Consider the following 17,908-nt stretch of genomic DNA (forward strand, 5'->3'; position numbering starts at 1 on the left):
TCATTGTGCGCCGAGCAGGACCACTTCCAGGGTGCGGGGGCCGTGCACGCCCTCCACCCGGTCCAGTTCGATGTCGCTGGTGGCGGAGGGCCCGGAGATCCAGGTCAGCGGCCTGGTGGGGTCCAGCAGGGGCAGTGCCTGCGGAACCGAGTCCACCACCTGGCCGGGGACCCGGACCACGCAGATGTGGTGGTCCGGTACGAGGGTGATCCGGCGCCGTCCCTGCGCGGGGCCGCCGTCGAGGACGATGGTCCCGGTCTCGGCGATCGCCAGGGCGCAGCCCGTCACCACGCTGTCCACCGCGTCCAGTTGGTGCGGGGTGGAGGCCGCGCGGTCGTGGATCCGGGTCGGATCGGCCGCCGCGAGCCAGTACGGCGGCAGCCCGGGCGGTACCAGCACCGACGACGCACCCCGTTCGGCGAGGAGGCGGGCCAGCAGATCGCTGATGCCGTCCTCGTCCACCCGGTGGACCTTGGCCCGGTACTCCGCGAGGTTCGCGGCGAGCAGGTCGACGGACTCGGCCGGGGTGCGGGCGCCGTGGGCCGCGAGGTAGTCCCGGGGGATCGCGGTGTCCGGGCGCGGCTCGGGCAGGGCCCTGCGGATGCGGGCCAGGATCTGCTCCCTGGTGCTCATGGGCGTCCCTCCTTCTCCCGCTGTTCCTTCTCGCGCGCCGCCCACCAGTCGCGGAACGAGCGCTCCGGGAGCTCCGGCAGCTCCCGGCTGTCCGTCCAGGCCCGCCCCGGCCCCGGCAGCCGGCGTGGTCGCAGCCGCCGGGCCCGGGCCAGCAGCCGCTCCCCCGCGCGCAGCGCGTCCGGGCGGTCGAGGAGGAGCCTGGCGGCCCGCATGGCGGCCCGTTCGGCGGTGTGGCCGTCGGCGGGGCGGATGTGGACGCGGAGTCCCTCGCGGGTCACCGGGCCGCCCTGGACCACGCGTTCGCGCAGGTGGACCAGGACCTCCGGGATGTCGATGGCGACCGGGCAGACCTCGTAGCAGGCCCCGCAGAGGGTGGAGGCGTAGGGCAGGGTGGCGTCGATCTCGCTGCCGGTGCCGCGGAGTTGGGGGCTGAGGATGGCGCCGATCGGGCCGGGGTAGACGGAGCCGTAGGCGTGGCCGCCCGCGCGCTCGTACACCGGGCAGACGTTGAGGCAGGCCGAGCAGCGGATGCAGCGCAGGGCTTGGCGGCCCACCTCGTCGGCGAGGGTGTCGGTGCGGCCGTTGTCGAGGAGGACGAGGTGGAACACGGAGGGGCCGTCGCCGTCGACGGTGCCGGTCCACATGGTCGTGTACGGGTTCATCCGCTCGGCGGTCGACGAGCGCGGCAGCGTCTGGAGGAAGATCTCCAGGTCGCGGAAGGTCGGGATCACCTTCTCGATGCCGACCACCGAGATCAGCGTCTCGGGCAGGGTCAGGCACATCCGGCCGTTGCCCTCGGACTCGAAGACGACCAGGGTGCCGGTCTCGGCGACCATGAAGTTGGCGCCGGACACGGCGACTTTGGCCCGCAGGAACTTCTCGCGCAGGTGCAGCCGGGCGGCTTCGGCGAGCTCGCGCGGGTCGTCGCCCAGTCCCTCGGGCGCCGGACGGCCCCAGCCGGCCATCTCCGCGGCGAAGACGTCGCGGATCTCCCCGCGGTTGCGGTGGATGGCCGGGACCAGGATGTGGGAGGGGCGGTCGTGGCCGAGCTGGACGATGAGCTCGGCGAGGTCGGTCTCGTACGCGGCGATCCCGGCCGCCTCCAGGGCCTCGTTCAGGCCGATCTCCTGGGTGGCCATGGACTTGACCTTGACGACCTCCCGTTCCCCGGTGGCCCGGACCAGGTCCGTCACGATGCGGTTGGCCTCGTCGGCGTCGGCCGCCCAGTGGACGGTGCCGCCCGCGGCGGTGACGGCGGCCTCCAGTTGGAGCAGGTACCGGTCCAGGTGCGCCAGGGTGTGGTCCTTGACGGCCTTGCCGGCGGCGCGGAGCCGGTCCCAGTCCTCCAGTTCGGCGACGGCCCGCGCCCGCTTGTCGCGGATCGTGTGCGTGGCGTGGCGGAGGTTGGCCCGCAGCACCTCGTCCCGTACGGCCTCGCGGGCCGCGTCGGGGAAGGCCGGCATGCCGAGGTACGTGCCCGTCATACGAGTGGCTCCTCTTCCGTCGCGGCCAGGATCTCGGCGAGGTGCAGGGCCCGCAGCGGGGCGCCCCGGCGGCGCAGGATGCCGTCCAGGTGGGCGAGGCAGGAGTTGTCGGCCCCGCAGAGCACCTCGGCGCCCGTGGACAGGGCGTTCGCGGTCTTGTCGGTGCCCATCGCGGCCGACACGTCCGGGTTCTTGACGGCGAAGGTCCCGCCGAAGCCGCAGCACTCCTCGGCTCCGGGCAGTTCGCGCAGCTCCAGACCGCGTACGGCGGCCAGCAGCCGGCGGGGCCGGTCCCCGAGCCCGAGGCCGCGCAGGCCGTGGCAGGAGGGGTGGTAGGTGACGGTGTGCGGGAAGTACGCGCCGACGTCCGTGACCCCGAGCACGTCGACCAGGAACTCGGTGAGCTCGTACACGCGCGGTACGAGGTCCTCGGCCAGCGCGGCCAGGGCGGGACCCCGGCCCTCGGACTCGGCGGCGCGGCCGATCCGGGGGTAGTGGGAGCGGACCATGGCGGCGCAGGAGCCCGAGGGGGTGACCACGTACGCGTACCCGGCGAAGGCCTCGGCGGTGCGCCGGACCAGCGGTTCCGCCTCACGCCGGTAGCCCGTGTTGTACTGCGGCTGCCCGCAGCAGCTCTGGGCGGCGGGGAAGTCCACGGCGACCCCGAGCCGCTCCAGGAGGCGGACGACGGCGATGCCCGTGCGCGGGTAGAGCGCATCGTTGACGCAGGTGACGAACAGGGCGACACGCATGACGGGCAGAATAGCCCGGTGAAGAAGTTCTCAGTGATCGGCATAGGCGCGGGCGACCCGGACCACCTGACCCTCCAGGCGGTCCGGGCGATCGGCGCGGCGGACGCATTCCTCATCCTGGAGAAGGGCGAGGAGAAGGCGGATCTGACCGGACTGCGGCGCGAGATGCTCGACGCGCACGCCCGCCCCGGACACCGGCTGGTGGAGGGCCGCGACCCCGATCGCGACCGGACGCCCGCCGACTACACCCCCACGGTGGACGGCTGGCGCAGTGCGCGGGCCGAGCTCTTCGAGCGGTTCATCGCCGAGGACCTCGCGGAGGGTGAGACGGGCGCGTTCCTGGTGTGGGGCGATCCCTCGCTCTACGACTCCACGCTCGCGATCCTCGACGAGGTGCTGGAGAAGGGGCGGGTCGCCTTCGAGCACGAGGTGGTGCCCGGCATCAGCAGCATCTCCTCGCTGCTGGCCCGCCACCGCACCACCCTCAACCGGGTGGGCCGCCCGGTCCAGATCACCACCGGGCGCCGGCTCGCGGAGGGCTGGCCGGCCGACGTGGACGACGTGGTGGTGATGCTGGACGCCCGGCACGCCTTCACCGCCCACCTCGACCAGGACCTGTACATCTACTGGGGTGCGTACGTCGGCACCCCCGACGAGATCCTGGTCTCGGGAAAGCTGGCTGAGGTCGCCGGCCGGATCGAGGAGCTGCGCACCGAGGCCCGTGCCCGCAAGGGCTGGATCATGGACACGTACCTGCTCCGGCGCGACTAGGCCGTCTCTTTCGGATCGTGCCGGGCCCGCGGCGTCTGGTGCCGTGACCCAGCAGGTCCACCGGGTCGCGGCGCGAGGGCCGGGCGGACGTCAGGTGGCCCTCGGGCCGACCGCCAGGGTCAGTTCGAGGATCCGTTGCGGTGACGCGAGGTCCGGGAACAGGTCCCGCAGCTGCGCCATCCGGTAGCGGACCGTCTGGGGATGCACGAACAGGGCGGCCGCCACCTCGTCCCGCCTGCCCTGGTGGAGCAGCCAGGCCCGCAGCGTCTCCTCCAGTCGCCGTGCGGTCGTGACGGGCAGGGTCCGCAGCGGTTCGAGGGCCCGTGCGCGCAGGTCCGCGAACGCGTCCGCATCGGCGCTCAGCACCAGCTCGGGCAGGTGGTCCTCGGTGTCGCGGATGTCGGAGGAGAGGGAGCGCGCGCGTACGGCTCGGGCGTAGGAGGCCGACGCACGGGTCCACGGCCGGGCCGGGCCGACCACGGCGGCGCGCTCGGTCAGCTGCCGCACCAGGTGCGGCCGGTCGGCGTCGGGGACGAGCAGCACACCGGTGGCGTCCGGCAGGTCGTCCAGGACGAGGGTGTTCGGGTCGAGCGTGCGGTAGGCGGGCCGGGCCTGGGCGGCGGGCAGCAGCACCGCGGTCAGTGAGACCGGAGGCTGCCACCCGGCCCGTTGGACGGAGGCGAGCAGTACGTCCGTGCTCGCGCCGGCGAGCAGATCGCGGGCCAGGTGTTCCAGGTGGCGCTCGTGGGCCCGGCCGCGGGCCGCCAGTTCGTCCGCGTGGCCCGCGGCGCTCGCGGCGGAGAGCTCGTCGATGTAGGCGAAGGTCAGCTCGGCGAACTTGGCGACCTCGGCGGCGGGCAGGCCCGCGGGTACGGCACCGGCCGCAAGGCATCGCCAGGCCACGCGGGCGCCGACGCGGTAGGCGCTGAGCAGGGCGTCCATCGAGCGGCCGTCGCGCACCTCGCCGCGGCCCAGCTCGTAGGCCGCGTCACCGGCGTCGCCTCCCGTGGCGTTCCCGGTGGCCAGATCCAGATAGTGCCCGAGGGCGGTGCGGACGGACCGGCGGATGGTGGCGCCCATGCGGCCCGACAGGGCGTTGGCGTAGGGATGGACTTCCTCGATGATCGCCTCGACGACCTCGTCGGCGGTGTTCTTCAGCGCTGCACGGAGTGCGGTGACCGTCGTCTCATCCAGGGCCAGCTCACTGGCCCTCCTGCTTGCATGACTCACTTTTTGTTCCCTGCGAACAATTCAGCCGACCAGATTTAACGTCCTACGGTCAGGACTTTACGCCTCGGCGTCTACCAAGCTGGGGCCATGACGAGTACAGCCCTCCGCAGCAGGGCGTGGAAGCTGCTGGAGATGGTCACGACGCCGCTGCTGCCGTCGGACTACCTCGACCTGGTCAGCCCGCTGCGTGCGGGCGCCGACCTGCGGGGGCGCATCGAGGCCGTGCACCCCGAGACGGGTGACGCCGCGACCGTCGTGATCAAGCCAGGGCGGGGTTGGCGCGGCCACACGGCCGGCCAGTACGTGCGGATCGGGATCGACGTCGACGGGGTGCGCCTGTGGCGTGCCTACTCCATCACCTCGCCGACGGACCGCGAGGACGGCCGCTTCACGATCACCGTGAAGGCGATCCCGGACGGCAAGGTCAGCAACCACCTGGTCCGCAGGGCCACGCCGGGCACGCTGATCCAGCTCGACCAGCCGACCGGTGAGTTCGTGCTGCCGCGGGCCAAGCCCGCCAAGGTCCTGTACCTGACGGCCGGCAGCGGCATCACGCCCGTGATGGGCATGCTGCGCGACACCGAGTTCGACGACGTCGTCATGGTCCACAGCGCGCCGCGGCCGCAGGACGTGATCTTCCGCAGCGAGCTGCACGGCCTGGTCGCGGACGAGAAGCTGCGGCTCACCGAGGTGCACACCGACACGGACGGCATGCTCGACATCGCCCGTCTCGAGGCACTCGTGCCCGACTGGGCCGAGCGCGAGACCTGGGCCTGCGGGCCCGCGGGCCTGCTCGACGCCGCCGAGGAGCACTGGACCGGGCACGGCGTACGGGAGCGGCTGCACACCGAGCGCTTCCGCCCCGGCATCGTCGTCGCCGGCGAGGGCGGCGAGGTCACGTTCGGCGCCAGCGGCAAGTCCGTCGACGCGGACGGCGCCACGCCGTTGCTGGACGTCGGCGAGGAGGCCGGCGTGCTCATGCCCTCCGGGTGCCGCATGGGCATCTGCTTCGGCTGCGTTTCACCGCTCACCTCGGGCGCCGTCCGCGACCTGCGCACCGGCGAGATCACCGAGGCCGAGCCGGGCGTCCTCATCCAGACCTGCGTGTCCGCCGCGGCGGGCCCTTGCACCATCGAACGGTAGGAACACCTTGACCGCCATCGACCCCACCGCCCACCTGACCGCGGAGCAGATCGAGGAGCTCGGCCGCGAGCTCGACGCGATCCGTGACGAGGTGATCGCCAGCCGGGGCGAGAAGGACGCCGCCTACATCCGCAAGGTGATCTCGGCGCAGCGCAAGCTCGAGCTGGTCAGCAGGGGCGTCCTGCTGTTCTCGATCTTCCCGCCCGCATGGGTGATCGGCACCGCCGGCCTGTCCGTGGCGAAGATCATGGACAACATGGAGATCGGCCACAACATCCTGCACGGCCAGTGGGACTGGATGCGGGACCCGAAGATCCACTCCACCACCTGGGAGTGGGACCACGTCTCGCCGTCCGACCAGTGGAAGCACTCGCACAACGAGCTGCACCACACGTACACCAACGTGATCGGCAAGGACAACGACCTCGGCTACGGCATCATGCGCGTGGACGAGGACCAGCGGTGGCACCCGTTCCACCTCGGCCAGCCGCTGTGGAACTTCCTCAACGCCTGCTTCTTCGAGTACGGCATCGCGGCGTACGACCTGGAGCTCGGCAGGAACCTGAGCAAGCGCCGCCGCAAGAACCCGGAGTTCCGCGCGCGGGCCAAGGCCGTGGGCCGCAAGATCCGCAAGCAGGTGCTCAAGGACTACGTGATCCACCCGCTGCTGTCGGGCCCGTCCTTCCTCCCCACGCTCGCCGCCACCTTCACCGCGAACCTGGTCCGCAACATCTGGACGCACTCGGTGATCATGTGCGGGCACTTCCCCGAGGGCGTGCAGGTCTTCGAGCGCCGGTCGATCAAGGGCGAGACGCGCGGCCAGTGGTACCTGCGCCAGATGATGGGCTCGGCGAACATCAGCGGCAGCAAGGCCATGCACTTCATGACCGGCAACCTCTCGCACCAGATCGAGCACCACCTCTTCCCGGACCTGCCGAGCAACCGGTACGCCGAGGTCGCGGTGAAGGTGCGCGCGCTGTTCGACAAGTACGAGCTGGAGTACGTCACCGGGCCGCTGCCCAAGCAGGTGTTCTCCGCGTGGCACAAGGTCTTCCGGCTCTCGCTGCCGAACAAGAAGCCCAGGGTCAGGACGCCGGACCGCGAACAGGAGCTCGTCGCGGCCTGATTCCCGGTCCGGCCGTCCCGTACGGCTACGGGCGGAGGTAGGCCGGGAGTACCTCGGCGAGGCGCTCGTACTCCTCGGCCCGGTTGTAGATCTGCCCGCTCACCCGGATCCCGCCGCCGCCCGGCCAGGGCCAGATCAGTACCCGGATCCGCTGCTCGGCCGCGATCCGCTCGCGCAGTTCGCGGGAGGCCTCCGGGGTCTCGGCCACCCCGGGCGGCAGCCGCAGCGTGCGCAGGGCGAGGCCCTCGGTGTACGGGAGCGGGGCGACTGCGGGGATCTCGGCGAGCAGGGCCGCACCGTAGGCGGCGAGGGCGCTGTTGTGCGCCCGCACCTTGGCCGCGTCGAGCTCCTCCAGCAGGTCGAGCCCGTCCGGGGCGGCGAGCCAGCCGGTGTAGTCGTAGGTGGCGCGGTTCTCCACGGAGCGCGGGAAGCCGTAGTGGTCCTCCCAGGACGGCACCGGCGGCCGGATCCGGGCGCGGTGCTGCGGGGCGACGGCCAGGATCGCGGTGCCGGAGGGGGCGTAGGCCCATTTGTGGAGGTTGCCGAACCAGAAGTCGGCGCCCCCGCCCAGGGGGTCGGGAATCATCCCGGGGGCGTGGGCGCCGTCCACGATGGTCGTGACCCCCCGCTCGGCGAGTTCGGCGAGCAGCCGGGGCGAGGCGATGAGCCGGGCGGTGGGCGAGCTGATGTGGTCGAGTACGGCGACCCGGGTGCGCGGGGTGACTCCGGCCAGCACGGCTTCCCGTACGGCGTCCTCGTCGGGCAGGTCGGTGCCCAGGGCCACGGTGGTGAGCGGGGCGCGGCGGGCCGCGGCCGCGACGACCGTGCCGTAGCCGTGGTCGGTGACCAGGATCTCGTCCCCGGCGGCGAACTCCACGGCGTCCAGGGCCACGTTGGCGGCCTCGGTGGCGTTGGACACGAAGGCGATGCCGTCCGGGTCGGCACCCAGACGGGCGGCGATCCGCGACCGGGCCTCGACGAGCCGGTCGGGGGCCCCGATGAAGAACGCGTCGGGGTCGGCGTGCGCTTGGGCGCGCAGGGCCGCGTGCGCCTCCTGCACGGGGATCGGTACGGCTCCGAAGGAGCCGTGGTTGAGGTGGCTGACCGCCGGGTCCAGCCGGAACAGGCTCCGCCCGGCGGGGAATTCGGCGGGGCGGGCCGGTGCGGCGGACGGCAGGGGTGCTGCGGACGGGACCGGATCGTTCATGGATGTGACCTCCGTGGGTGCGGCGCGCGGCTGTCGTGGTCGTCGGGCCGATCATGCCCGCAGACCGCCCGCGACGGCACCCCCACCCCCCTACCCCGCGGCCGGGGCCGGGGGGCGCACCTGCTGGCGGTGGGTGGACCCGGCGCCCAGCTCCGCCAGCCAGGCGTCCAGGTCGGCCATGGCGGGCGGGTCCAGGAGGGCCGGGTCCACCGTGGTGCGGAGCTGGTGGGGAACCCCCGAGGCGAGCAGGAGGCGCAGGCTGCGCTCCGCCGCGGCGGCCGCGTGGCCGATGCCGGTGACCCGTTCGTAGCGGCCGGGCGGGGCCTTGACGTCGAAGCCGACCCAGTCCAGCAGGTCCGCATCCAGCAGCCGGGCCAGGCGCCGGGGGAAGGCTCCCCCGGTGTGGAGGCCGACCTCCAGGCCCAGTGCGCGGGCCTCCCGTACGGCCCCAGGCAGGCCGCGCTGGAGCAGCGGTTCCCCGCCCGAGAAGACGATGCCGTCGAGCAGCCCCGTCCGGCGGGCGAGGTGGCCGAGCACCTCGTCCCAGGAGACGGCGGCGGGGGCCCGGGCCGGCAGCAGGCCGGGGTTGTGGCAGTAGCCGCAGCGCCAGGGGCAGCCCTGGCAGAAGACGGTGGTGACCAGCCTTCCGGGCCAGTCGCAGGTGGACAGCCGGGACCAGCCTCCGATGCGGATGACGTCGCCGGAGGCCGCCGCGCCGGTGGCGGCAGCGCCGGTCGAATCGACGGCCGCCCCGTCCGGGGCCGCCCCGCCGCTCACACCGCCGCCTTGAAGTGGACGCGCTCGGCGTGTTCGCCCTTCTTGCCGATGTTGAAGGAGGACACCGGGCGGTGGTAGCCCATGACCCGGGTCCAGACCTCGCACGCCGCCCCGCACGTGGGGCAGTGGGGCTGCTCCCCCGCCAGGTAGCCGTGGTCCGCGCAGATGGAGAAGGTCGGGGTCACCGTCAGGTACGGGAGCCGGAAGGTCTCCAGCGAGCGCCGGACCAGCTTGCGGCAGGCCTCCGCCGTCGGGATCCGCTCGGGGGTGTACAGGTGCAGGACGGTGCCGCCCGTGTACTTGCCCTGCAGTTCGTCCTGGCGTTCCAGCGCCTCGAAGGGGTCGTCGGTCCAGCCGACGGGCAGCTGGGAGGAGTTGGTGTAGTACGGGTTGGTGTCGGTGCCGGCCTGGAGGATGCCGGGGAAGCGCGCCCGGTCCTCCTTCGCGAAGCGGTACGTCGTGCCCTCGGCGGGGGTGGCCTCCAGGTTGTACAGGTGGCCGGTGCTCTCCTGGAAGTCGACCATCCGGGCCCGGACCCGGTCCAGGAGGCGGACCGCGAGGGCGTGCCCCGCGGGATCGGTGATGTCGTACGCGTCCCCGCTGAAGTTGCGGACCATCTCGTTGACGCCGTTGACCCCGATGGTGGAGAAGTGGTTGCGCAGGGTGCCCAAGTACCGCTTGGTGTAGGGGAAGAGGCCGCCGTCGATCAGGTTCTGGACGGTGATCCGCTTGAGTTCGAGGCTGTCCCTGGCGAGCTCGCACAGCCGGTCCACCTCGGCCAGCAGCCGCGCCTCGTCGCCCGCGTACAGGTGCCCGAGCCGGGCGCAGTTGAGGGTGACCACACCGAGCGAGCCGGTCTGCTCGGCGCTGCCGAAGAGGCCGTTGCCGCGCTTGAGCAGCTCGGTCAGGTCGAGCTGGAGCCGGCAGCACATGGAGCGGATCATGTGGGGTTCGAGCGCGGAGTTGATGAAGTTCTGGAAGTACGGGAGACCGTACTTGGCGGTCATCGCGAAGAGCCGCTCGGCGTTCTCGCTCTCCCAGGGGAAGTCGCGGGTGATGTTGTAGGTCGGGATGGGGAAGGTGAACACCCGCCCGGCGGCGTCGCCCTCCGTCATCACCTCGATGTACGCCCGGTTGATCATGTCCATTTCGGCCTGGAGCTCGCCGTAGGTGAAGCCGGTCTCCTCCCCCGCGACCACCGGGACCTGTTCGCGCAGGTCCTCGGGGCAGGTCCAGTCGAAGGTGAGGTTGGTGAAGGGGGTCTGGGTGCCCCAGCGCGAGGGCACGTTGAGGTTGTGCACGAGCTCCTGGATGCACTGCCTGACCTGGTCGTACGTCATCGCGTCCAGGCGGACGTAGGGCGCCAGGTACGTGTCGAAGGAGGAGAACGCCTGGGCGCCCGCCCATTCGTTCTGCAGGGTGCCGAGGAAGTTCACGATCTGGCCGACGGCCGAGGACAGGTGCTTGGGCGGGGCGGAGTCGATCTGGCCGGGGACCCCGTTGAAGCCCTCGGTGAGCAGGGTGCGCAGGGACCAGCCGGCGCAGTAGCCGGAGAGCATGTCCAGGTCGTGGATGTGGAGGTCGCCCTCACGGTGGGCGCGGGCCACGGCGGCGGGATAGACCTGCTCCAGCCAGTAGTTCGCGGTGACCTTGCCCGCGGCGTTGAGGATGAGTCCGCCGAGCGAGTAGCCCTGGTTGGCGTTGGCGTTCACCCGCCAGTCCCGGCGGTCCAGGTACTCGGTCACGGTTTCCACGGCATCGACGACAGCAGTCACGGCAGCCCTCCCACGAGGCTCGGCACGGAAGAATGGCGGGCTTGTGCGAAACCCCGTGCCGGCAGGTGTCGGACTCGTCCGCCGTGGCGGACTCACCGTTGCGGGGCAGTCCCGGATTCCCACCGGGTTCCCTGTTGCCTCGGTCGGGGAGAGGCCCGCCGAACCGGCAGAGCCAACACTACATATAGATGCGACGGCCGAGCACCACCACTACATATGGGGTGACCAAGGTCCCGAGGCAAGGGACTTCAGCCCCTGCGGACGCGCCCGGAGCCCTCCGGCCGCGCACCGGAGCCCTGCAGCCTCAGCTCCGGCCGCTGGTGGCGGCGTAGTACTGGAGGTCCTGCACCTCCACCGTCCGCTCCACCCGGTGGCGCAGTTCCACCCGGGCCCCGGTCTTGCCGCCCCGCACCACGGACGCCGCGCCGACGCCCGGCGCCAGGGGCAGCAGCTCGGAGTGGACCCCGGCCGGGGCCGCGTGCGCGCCCTCGGCCGCTCCCACGGCCGTACGGATGCTCGCGGGCGCGGTCAGGAAGCTCAGCACCTCCACCGTGTCCCGGGCCGCGGCGCTGCCGCCCCGGAGCGCCATCACGAGGGACTGGCTGCCGCTCGGGTCGGCGGCGGCGAACTGGGTGCGCGAGCTCAGGTAGAGCGTGTCGCGGACGATCTCCGGCCAGCGGCCCGTCTTGAAGCGGGTGAGGTAGTAGGAGGAAAGGTCAAGGTAGGCATGGCCGTTGTGCAGGGAGGGCGCGAACTGGCTGCCCTCGCTGTAGTCGTTCCAGGTGGCGAGCTGGACCCAGTCTGCCCCGTCCTCGATGGCGCGGTTCCATGTGGCGCGCAGGGTCGCGGTGTTGCCGGCCTCGTCGTAGATGCCCTGGTTGGGGCGGGCGTCCTGGACCGATACGGGCTGCATCCAGATCTTGCCCGCGGCGTGCGCGCGCCGGACGTCGCGCGTGGAGCTCTCCTGGCCGACGTAGCTGCGGCTGCCCCACTCGGAGAATCCGTAGCTGATGGGCTCGAACGCGCTGCTGTGGGCGCCGAAGTCGAGGAAGAGCGGGACGAAGGCGGTACGGATGCCGTGCCGGGACTTCAGGAGGTCCATGACCCCGGTCCACCAGGCGGGGCTCTTCTCCTCCGCCTTGAACGGCGAGACGACCAGTCGGCCGTCGGGGAGCCGGTGGGCGGCCGGGGCCCTGCCGAGTTCCGCGAGGAGGTCGGCGAGCACGGCGGGGTCGTCGGTGCCCAGGGAGGTCATGTCCGGCATCAGCATGATCTTGAAGGCCGGATCCACCGAACGGGCCGCTTCCATCAGGAGGTTGCAGCGTTCCCGGTTCTTCCCGGTCAGAGAGAGCAGGTCGAGGGTGAACCCGTCGATGCCTGCGGCGCGGGCCGTCCGGACCTCCTGCCGGAGGTTGGCGAGCTCCCAGTCCCCGTCCTTGGGCGGGACGGGCAGCGGGCGGTCGCGGAGCAGGCCGCCGTAGCGCGCGTGCTTGCCGTTCTCGCCGTCCGGCTTCAGGTAGTTGCGGGTGTAGTAGTCGGCGTCGGCGCCGACGTTGTCCAGGGAGAGCGGGTACGGGGTGAAGTAGTGGGCGAAGACCAGCTTCTTGCCGGCGGCGCCGGAGCGCAGCACGGCCGGTTGGGGCATGTCGAAGGGCAGGGCCCCCGTGGGGCGCGCCGCGTCGTCCGGGCCGGAGCCCTGGGCCTTCGGGGCCGGGGTCTGCCCGCCGGGACTCTGCGGGTCGCTCGCGGCCGGGCCGGTGGCGCCGGGGCCGCCGGCGGCCGGCGAGGGGCCGTCGCCGGGGGTGCCGGGAAGGGTGTCCACCGGGCCGGGTCCGGAGCGGGCCCGTGCGTCGGCGACGGTGCGGGGCTCCCAGGCGATGCCCGTCGCGGCGCCGACGCCGACGAGGAGGAAGGCGGACAGGAAGAGGCTCAGCAGGGGTCTTCGGCGACGGAAGCCCGCACGGCGCCTGTGCGACTCGGGTCTCGCGCCCCGCCCTGCCCGACGCCGGTCCGCACTCATCCTGACCCCTCCCCCGCATATGCCCGCGCCAAGCCCGTACCTCGGGCCGCACAGCAGCAGTACAGCGGATTCCCCGCCCCCGGACAACCGTTCCCCGGGGGTCGGGGCGGCGGGAATGGACAAAGCCGCGTCGGGTGTACATCTCCTGCGATCACCGGGCGGCACGGGCGTTTCACCGGAATAGGGAATTCCCCTAGCCATCCGATAGAACTGGCGCATAATCATCTAGATGCGGCTTGAAACAACACTCTTGCCGCACCTGGTCACGCATGCAGGGGGGCATCGTGCCGATGAGGGATTCCAGAGGAGCCGGTACGTGCCCGGTTGCCTCCACAGAGCTGTCCCGTCTTTTCACCGCCGTGCGGCGGGGCAGAGTGCTGACCGTCACCGGACGGTCCCGCGAGCCCCGGAGCCAGGTGGTACGGGAGATAGGGCAGCGGCTCTCGTCCAATTTCTACGACGGCGTGGCCGTGGTGTCCATGGACCGGCGCTTCGGGGTCCGCGACCTGACGGCTTCGCTGGGCTGCGTACCGGGCATGCCGTTCCTGCCGTGCGGGACGACGAACGCGGCGTCGTGGCTGGCGGAGCGCGACATGCTGCTCGTCCTCGACGGCTGCGAGCACCTCGCGTCCGAGGCCCTGGACTGGCTGCGCGAGCTGCTCGCCGTGGCTCCCGGGCTGCGGGTCCTGGCCGCCGGGAGCGATCCGCTGGCCTTCGCTCCGGATCGGGTGCACCGGCTCTGACCGGGCGCACGAACGGGTCCGCCCCGGCCGGCGGTTGCCGGCCGGGGCGGACCCGTGAAAGCGGTGGACCTCAGTCCTGACGGGCCTCGGCCCCGGTGGACCTCAGTCCTGGCGCAGGACCTCAGCCGAGGAGCGCGAGCGCCTCGTTCAGGGTCGCGGACGGCCGCATGACCGCCGAGGCCTTGGCGGCGTCGGGCTGGTAGTAGCCGCCGATCTCCGCCGGGGAGCCCTGGACGGCGATGAGCTCGCCGACGATCTTCTCCTCGGACTCGGCCAGCGTCTTGGCCAGCGGGTCGAAGGCCGCGGCCAGCTTCGGGTCCTGGGTCTGGCGCGACAGCTCCTGCGCCCAGTACAGGGCCAGGTAGAAGTGGCTGCCGCGGTTGTCGATGCCGCCCAGCTTGCGGCTCGGCGACTTGTCCTCGTTGAGGAAGGTGCCGGTCGCCCGGTCCAGGGTGTCGGCCAGCACCTGGGCGCGGGCGTTGCCGGTGGTGGTGGCGAGGTGCTCGAAGGAGACGGCCAGCGCGAGGAACTCACCGAGGGAGTCCCAGCGGAGGTAGTTCTCCTTGACGAGCTGCTGGACGTGCTTCGGGGCGGAGCCGCCGGCGCCGGTCTCGAAGAGGCCGCCGCCGTTCATCAGCGGGACGACCGACAGCATCTTGGCGCTGGTGCCCAGCTCCAGGATCGGGAACAGGTCGGTCAGGTAGTCGCGCAGCACGTTGCCGGTCACCGAGATGGTGTCCTCGCCGCGGCGGATCCGCTCCAGGGAGTACGCGGTGGCCTCGACCGGCGACAGGATCTTGATGGTCAGACCGTCGGTGTCGTGGTCGGCGAGGTACGTCTTCACCTTGGCGATCAGCTGCGCGTCGTGCGCGCGGCCCTCGTCGAGCCAGAAGACGGCCGGGACGCCGGTGGCGCGGGCGCGGGTGACGGCGAGCTTGACCCAGTCCTGGATCGGCGCGTCCTTGGTCTGGCAGGCGCGGAAGATGTCGCCGGCGGCGACCTGCTGCTCGATGAGCGTGGCGCCCGAGGCGGCGTCGACGACGCGGACGGTGCCCGCGGTGGCCAGCTCGAAGGTCTTGTCGTGGCTGCCGTACTCCTCGGCCTTCTGGGCCATGAGGCCGACGTTCGGCACCGAGCCCATCGTGGACGGGTCGTACGCGCCGTGCTTGCGGCAGTCGTCGATGACGGCCTGGTAGACACCGGCGTAGCTGCTGTCCGGCAGGACGGCGAGCGTGTCGGCCTCGGCGCCGTCCGGGCCCCACATGTGGCCGGAGGTGCGGATCATGGCCGGCATCGAGGCGTCGACGATGACGTCGGACGGGACGTGCAGGTTGGTGATGCCCTTGTCGGAGTCCACCATCGCGAGGGCCGGGCCCTCGGCGATCTCGGCGTCGAAGGAGGCCTTGATCGCGGCGGCGTCGGGCAGCGCGCCCAGGCCGTTCAGGATGGTGCCGAGGCCGTCGTTCGGGGACAGGCCGGCGGCCGCCAGGGTCTCGCCGTAGCGGGCGAAGGTCTTCGGGAAGAAGGCGCGGACCACGTGGCCGAAGATGATCGGGTCGGAGACCTTCATCATCGTGGCCTTGAGGTGCACGGAGAACAGGACGCCCTCGGCCTTGGCGCGCTCGATCTGGTCGTTGAGGAAGGTGCGCAGCGCGTCGACGTGCAGCACGGACGCGTCCACGACCTCGCCGGCGAGCACCGGTACGGAGTCGCGCAGCACCGTGACGGCGCCGTCGGCGTCGACGTGCTCGATGCGCAGCGTGCCGGCCTCGGCGATCACGGCGGACTTCTCGGTGGAGCGGAAGTCGTTCTCGCCCATGGTGGCGACGTTCGTCTTGGACTCGGGGGTCCAGGCGCCCATGCGGTGCGGGTGCGCCTTGGCGTAGTTCTTGACCGAGGCGGGGGCGCGGCGGTCGGAGTTGCCCTCGCGCAGGACCGGGTTGACGGCGCTGCCCTTGATCTTGTCGTAACGGGCGCGGTTCTCGCGCTCCTCGTCGCTCTTCGGGTCGTCCGGGTAGTCCGGGAGCGCGTAGCCCTGGCCCTGGAGCTCGGCCACCGCGGCCTTGAGCTGCGGGATCGACGCCGAGACGTTGGGCAGCTTGATGATGTTGGCCTCGGGCGTCTTCGCCAGCTCGCCGAGCTCGGCGAGGGCGTCCGCGATCCGCTGGCCCTCTTCGAGGTACTCGGGGAAGGCGGCGATGATGCGGCCTGCCAGGGAGATGTCACGGGTCTCGACATTCACACCGGCCGTCGACGCGTACGCCTGGATCACAGGCAGGAAGGAATACGTCGCGAGGGCCGGGGCCTCGTCAGTGTGCGTGTAGATGATGGTCGAGTCAGTCACCGGATGCTCCGCTCCACAGTCTGCGTCTCTCGTCTGCAACATTGCTCGACATCAAGATATCTCGTGATCGGGCCTGTCTGGACAGCCCCCCGGCGCAAGCCCGTGCGAGACGCGCGTCACTCCGGGTGGCCGGCACCCGCCCCGGGCCGCCCGCGCCGCCCGGAAACGCCGAGAGCGCCGCCACCGGCTGCTTTCAGCCAGTGACGACGCTCGGGCACTACGGGTGCGGGCCTGCTCAGGCGTGGACGGCCTTCGGGCTCGGGCCGTACTGGTTCGGGTTCGGCTGGCCCTCGGTGGCCGTGAGGACGAGCAGCCAGATGCCGCCGACGAGGGGGACGAGGGCGATGAGGATCCACCAGCCGGACTTGCCCAGGTCGTGCAGGCGGCGGACGGTGACGCCGAGGCCCGGCAGGAAGGTGGCCAGCGCATAGAGCGCGTAGAGCAGCGGGGAGGTGCCGAGGACCGCGTCGAGGATGGCGACGATGATCAGGGCCGCGATGTTGAAGAGGGTGTACATCCAGAATTCCTGGCGGCGCGCGCGGCCGGAGAAGACGGCGTACTTCTTCAGAACGTCGGTGTAGTAGTTCATGGGTCCCCCCAAGAGACGGATCGTGGGCCGGTCCTGATGGAGCGAGCCGGGGCAGAACTTATGCCCCGCTTACGTCGCGGTCAAGCCAGTTGGCAAGGCACCAAAAGCGTTACTTTTCGCCGCTCGGCTGCTCAAACACCCTGGTACCGGGCGCAACTTGGGACCCCCTGCCCCCACCCCCTCACTGCGCGTGACGAAATGAGCTGACGGAAGTCTTACGGAAAGGCGTGGGACACCCCGCCGCCGCCCGGAATTCCGTAGCGTCCCCGCCATGCGCGTACTCGTCACCGGCGGATCCGGGTTCATCGGCTCCCACATCGTTACCACTCTGCGTCTTCGCGGGCACGATCCCGTCGTCCTGGACCTCGCCCCGCCTTCGGACGGGGGCGAGTTCGTACGGGCGGACGTGCGCGATCCCGAGGCCGTACGGGCCGTCCTGGCCGACGGGGTGGACTCCGTCTGCCACCAGGCCGCGATGGTCGGCCTCGGCAAGGACTTCGCGGACGCCCCGGCCTACGTCTCCCACAACGACCTCGGCACCGCGGTCCTGCTCTCCGCGATGGCCGAGTGCGGGGTCCGGGACCTGGTCCTCGCCGGGTCGATGGTGGTCTACGGGGAGGGCCGGTACGAGTGCCCGCGCCACGGCGTCGTGCGCCCCGGGCCGCGCCGCGCCGCGGACCTGGCCGCCGGCCGCTTCGAACCGCACTGCCCGGCCTGCGGTGCGGAGTTGGCGCCCGGGCTGGTGGCCGAGGACGCCCCCACGGATCCGCGCAACGTGTACGCGACCACGAAGCTGGCCCAGGAACACCTGGCGGCCTCCTGGGCGCGCTGCACGGACGGCCGGGCGGTGTCGCTGCGCTACCACAACGTGTACGGCCCGGGGATGCCGCGCGACACCCCGTACGCGGGCGTGGCCTCCTTCTTCCGCTCCTCGCTGGCGCGGGGCGAGGCCCCGCAGGTGTACGAGGACGGCGGTCAGCGGCGGGACTTCGTCCACGTGACGGACGTCGCGGAGGCCAACGCCCTGGCCCTGGAGGCCCCGACGCCGCCGGGCGTGTGCACCGCCTACAACACCGGCAGCGGAACCCCGCACACGGTCGGCGAGATGGCCACCGCGCTGGCCGCGGCCCACGGCGGCCCCGACCCCGTGGTCACCGGCGCGTTCCGCCTCGGCGACGTCCGCCACATCACGGCCGACTCCCGGCGCCTGCGCGCGGAGCTGGGCTGGAGCCCCGGCGTCGGCTTCGAGGCGGGCATGAGGGACTTCGCACACGCGGCACAGCGCCCCGCGCAGCGCCCCGCTCCCTGACCGGG

Annotated in this window: 15 protein-coding genes and 1 riboswitch; of the genes, 5 read left to right on the forward strand and 10 right to left on the reverse strand. The window is 71.9% G+C overall.

Annotated elements, in window-relative coordinates; translation table 11 throughout:
• From ACZ60J_RS10915 to ACZ60J_RS10925, 3 genes are read right to left on the reverse strand one after another with little or no spacing between them, the layout of a single operon-like run.
• Positions 1-633, reverse strand: coding sequence for a LutC/YkgG family protein (locus tag ACZ60J_RS10915; protein WP_469680647.1), 633 nt, complete (start codon positions 631-633; stop codon positions 1-3).
• A complete protein-coding gene (locus ACZ60J_RS10920; protein ID WP_469680649.1) occupies positions 630-2,117 on the reverse strand; it encodes a lactate utilization protein B in 1,488 nt (495 codons plus the stop codon). Before ACZ60J_RS10920 ends, ACZ60J_RS10915 begins: the two co-directional genes overlap by 4 nt.
• On the reverse strand, positions 2,114-2,869 hold the full coding sequence (locus ACZ60J_RS10925; RefSeq protein ID WP_469680650.1) for a (Fe-S)-binding protein: 756 nt from the start codon (positions 2,867-2,869) through the stop codon (positions 2,114-2,116). Before ACZ60J_RS10925 ends, ACZ60J_RS10920 begins: the two co-directional genes overlap by 4 nt.
• 18 nt (positions 2,870-2,887) lie before the next feature.
• Between ACZ60J_RS10925 and cobF the strand changes: the two genes are divergently transcribed.
• Positions 2,888-3,640: a precorrin-6A synthase (deacetylating) gene (gene cobF / locus ACZ60J_RS10930; RefSeq protein WP_469680651.1), complete on the forward strand. Its 753-nt coding sequence runs from the start codon at positions 2,888-2,890 to the stop codon at positions 3,638-3,640.
• Between the two features lie 90 nt (positions 3,641-3,730).
• Here the strand turns inward: cobF and ACZ60J_RS10935 are convergent, their stop codons facing one another.
• A complete protein-coding gene (locus ACZ60J_RS10935; protein ID WP_469680653.1) occupies positions 3,731-4,870 on the reverse strand; it encodes a PucR family transcriptional regulator in 1,140 nt (379 codons plus the stop codon).
• A gap of 87 nt (positions 4,871-4,957) precedes the next feature.
• On the opposite strand from ACZ60J_RS10935, the gene ACZ60J_RS10940 reads away from it, so the two are divergent.
• A complete protein-coding gene (locus ACZ60J_RS10940) occupies positions 4,958-6,013 on the forward strand; it encodes a ferredoxin reductase (RefSeq protein WP_469680655.1) in 1,056 nt (351 codons plus the stop codon).
• A gap of 7 nt (positions 6,014-6,020) precedes the next feature.
• A complete protein-coding gene (locus ACZ60J_RS10945; RefSeq protein ID WP_469680656.1) occupies positions 6,021-7,139 on the forward strand; it encodes a fatty acid desaturase family protein in 1,119 nt (372 codons plus the stop codon).
• Positions 7,140-7,164: 25 nt separating this feature from the next.
• Here ACZ60J_RS10945 and ACZ60J_RS10950 read toward each other — a convergent pair whose 3' ends face one another.
• The 4 genes from ACZ60J_RS10950 to ACZ60J_RS10965 all read right to left on the reverse strand — a co-directional run bounded on the left by ACZ60J_RS10950 (position 7,165) and on the right by ACZ60J_RS10965 (position 12,918).
• Positions 7,165-8,346 (reverse strand): aminotransferase class V-fold PLP-dependent enzyme, encoded by a 1,182-nt coding sequence (locus ACZ60J_RS10950; RefSeq protein WP_469680658.1) that lies wholly within the window; start codon positions 8,344-8,346, stop codon positions 7,165-7,167.
• A gap of 90 nt (positions 8,347-8,436) precedes the next feature.
• A complete protein-coding gene (locus ACZ60J_RS10955; RefSeq protein ID WP_469680659.1) occupies positions 8,437-9,123 on the reverse strand; it encodes an anaerobic ribonucleoside-triphosphate reductase activating protein in 687 nt (228 codons plus the stop codon).
• On the reverse strand, positions 9,120-10,898 hold the full coding sequence (locus tag ACZ60J_RS10960) for a ribonucleoside triphosphate reductase (protein ID WP_469680661.1): 1,779 nt from the start codon (positions 10,896-10,898) through the stop codon (positions 9,120-9,122). The genes ACZ60J_RS10955 and ACZ60J_RS10960 overlap by 4 nt, the downstream gene beginning before the upstream one ends.
• Positions 10,899-10,941: 43 nt before the next feature.
• Positions 10,942-11,081: riboswitch (cobalamin riboswitch) on the reverse strand.
• Between the two features lie 121 nt (positions 11,082-11,202).
• A complete protein-coding gene (locus tag ACZ60J_RS10965; RefSeq protein WP_469680663.1) occupies positions 11,203-12,918 on the reverse strand; it encodes a glycoside hydrolase family 71 protein in 1,716 nt (571 codons plus the stop codon).
• Positions 12,919-13,277: 359 nt separating this feature from the next.
• Between ACZ60J_RS10965 and ACZ60J_RS10970 the strand changes: the two genes are divergently transcribed.
• On the forward strand, positions 13,278-13,661 hold the full coding sequence (locus ACZ60J_RS10970) for a hypothetical protein (RefSeq protein ID WP_469680664.1): 384 nt from the start codon (positions 13,278-13,280) through the stop codon (positions 13,659-13,661).
• Positions 13,662-13,782: 121 nt separating this feature from the next.
• On the opposite strand, the gene ACZ60J_RS10975 is transcribed toward ACZ60J_RS10970, so the two are convergent.
• Positions 13,783-16,005, reverse strand: coding sequence for an NADP-dependent isocitrate dehydrogenase (locus ACZ60J_RS10975; RefSeq protein WP_469680666.1), 2,223 nt, complete (start codon positions 16,003-16,005; stop codon positions 13,783-13,785).
• 235 nt (positions 16,006-16,240) lie between these two features.
• Positions 16,241-16,594, reverse strand: a complete 354-nt coding sequence (locus ACZ60J_RS10980) for a DUF805 domain-containing protein (protein WP_469681499.1) — start codon at positions 16,592-16,594, stop codon at positions 16,241-16,243.
• 271 nt (positions 16,595-16,865) lie between these two features.
• On the opposite strand from ACZ60J_RS10980, the gene ACZ60J_RS10985 reads away from it, so the two are divergent.
• Positions 16,866-17,903, forward strand: a complete 1,038-nt coding sequence (locus ACZ60J_RS10985; protein ID WP_469680668.1) for an NAD-dependent epimerase/dehydratase family protein — start codon at positions 16,866-16,868, stop codon at positions 17,901-17,903.
• Positions 17,904-17,908 lie beyond the last annotated feature (5 nt).

Source organism: Streptomyces sp. NPDC104226, from assembly GCF_055584085.1.

Bases quoted from the DNA above. Each gene is read 5' to 3' on its own strand.
- ACZ60J_RS10915 (WP_469680647.1), bottom strand. From the start codon at position 633: ATGAGCACCAGGGAGCAGATCCTGGCCCGCATCCGCAGGGCCCTGCCC.
- ACZ60J_RS10920 (WP_469680649.1), bottom strand. From the start codon at position 2,117: ATGACGGGCACGTACCTCGGCATGCCGGCCTTCCCCGACGCGGCCCGC.
- ACZ60J_RS10925 (WP_469680650.1), bottom strand. From the start codon at position 2,869: ATGCGTGTCGCCCTGTTCGTCACCTGCGTCAACGATGCGCTCTACCCG.
- ACZ60J_RS10940 (WP_469680655.1), top strand. From the start codon at position 4,958: ATGACGAGTACAGCCCTCCGCAGCAGGGCGTGGAAGCTGCTGGAGATG.
- ACZ60J_RS10950 (WP_469680658.1), bottom strand. From the start codon at position 8,346: ATGAACGATCCGGTCCCGTCCGCAGCACCCCTGCCGTCCGCCGCACCG.
- ACZ60J_RS10965 (WP_469680663.1), bottom strand. From the start codon at position 12,918: ATGAGTGCGGACCGGCGTCGGGCAGGGCGGGGCGCGAGACCCGAGTCG.
- ACZ60J_RS10980 (WP_469681499.1), bottom strand. From the start codon at position 16,594: ATGAACTACTACACCGACGTTCTGAAGAAGTACGCCGTCTTCTCCGGC.
- ACZ60J_RS10985 (WP_469680668.1), top strand. From the start codon at position 16,866: ATGCGCGTACTCGTCACCGGCGGATCCGGGTTCATCGGCTCCCACATC.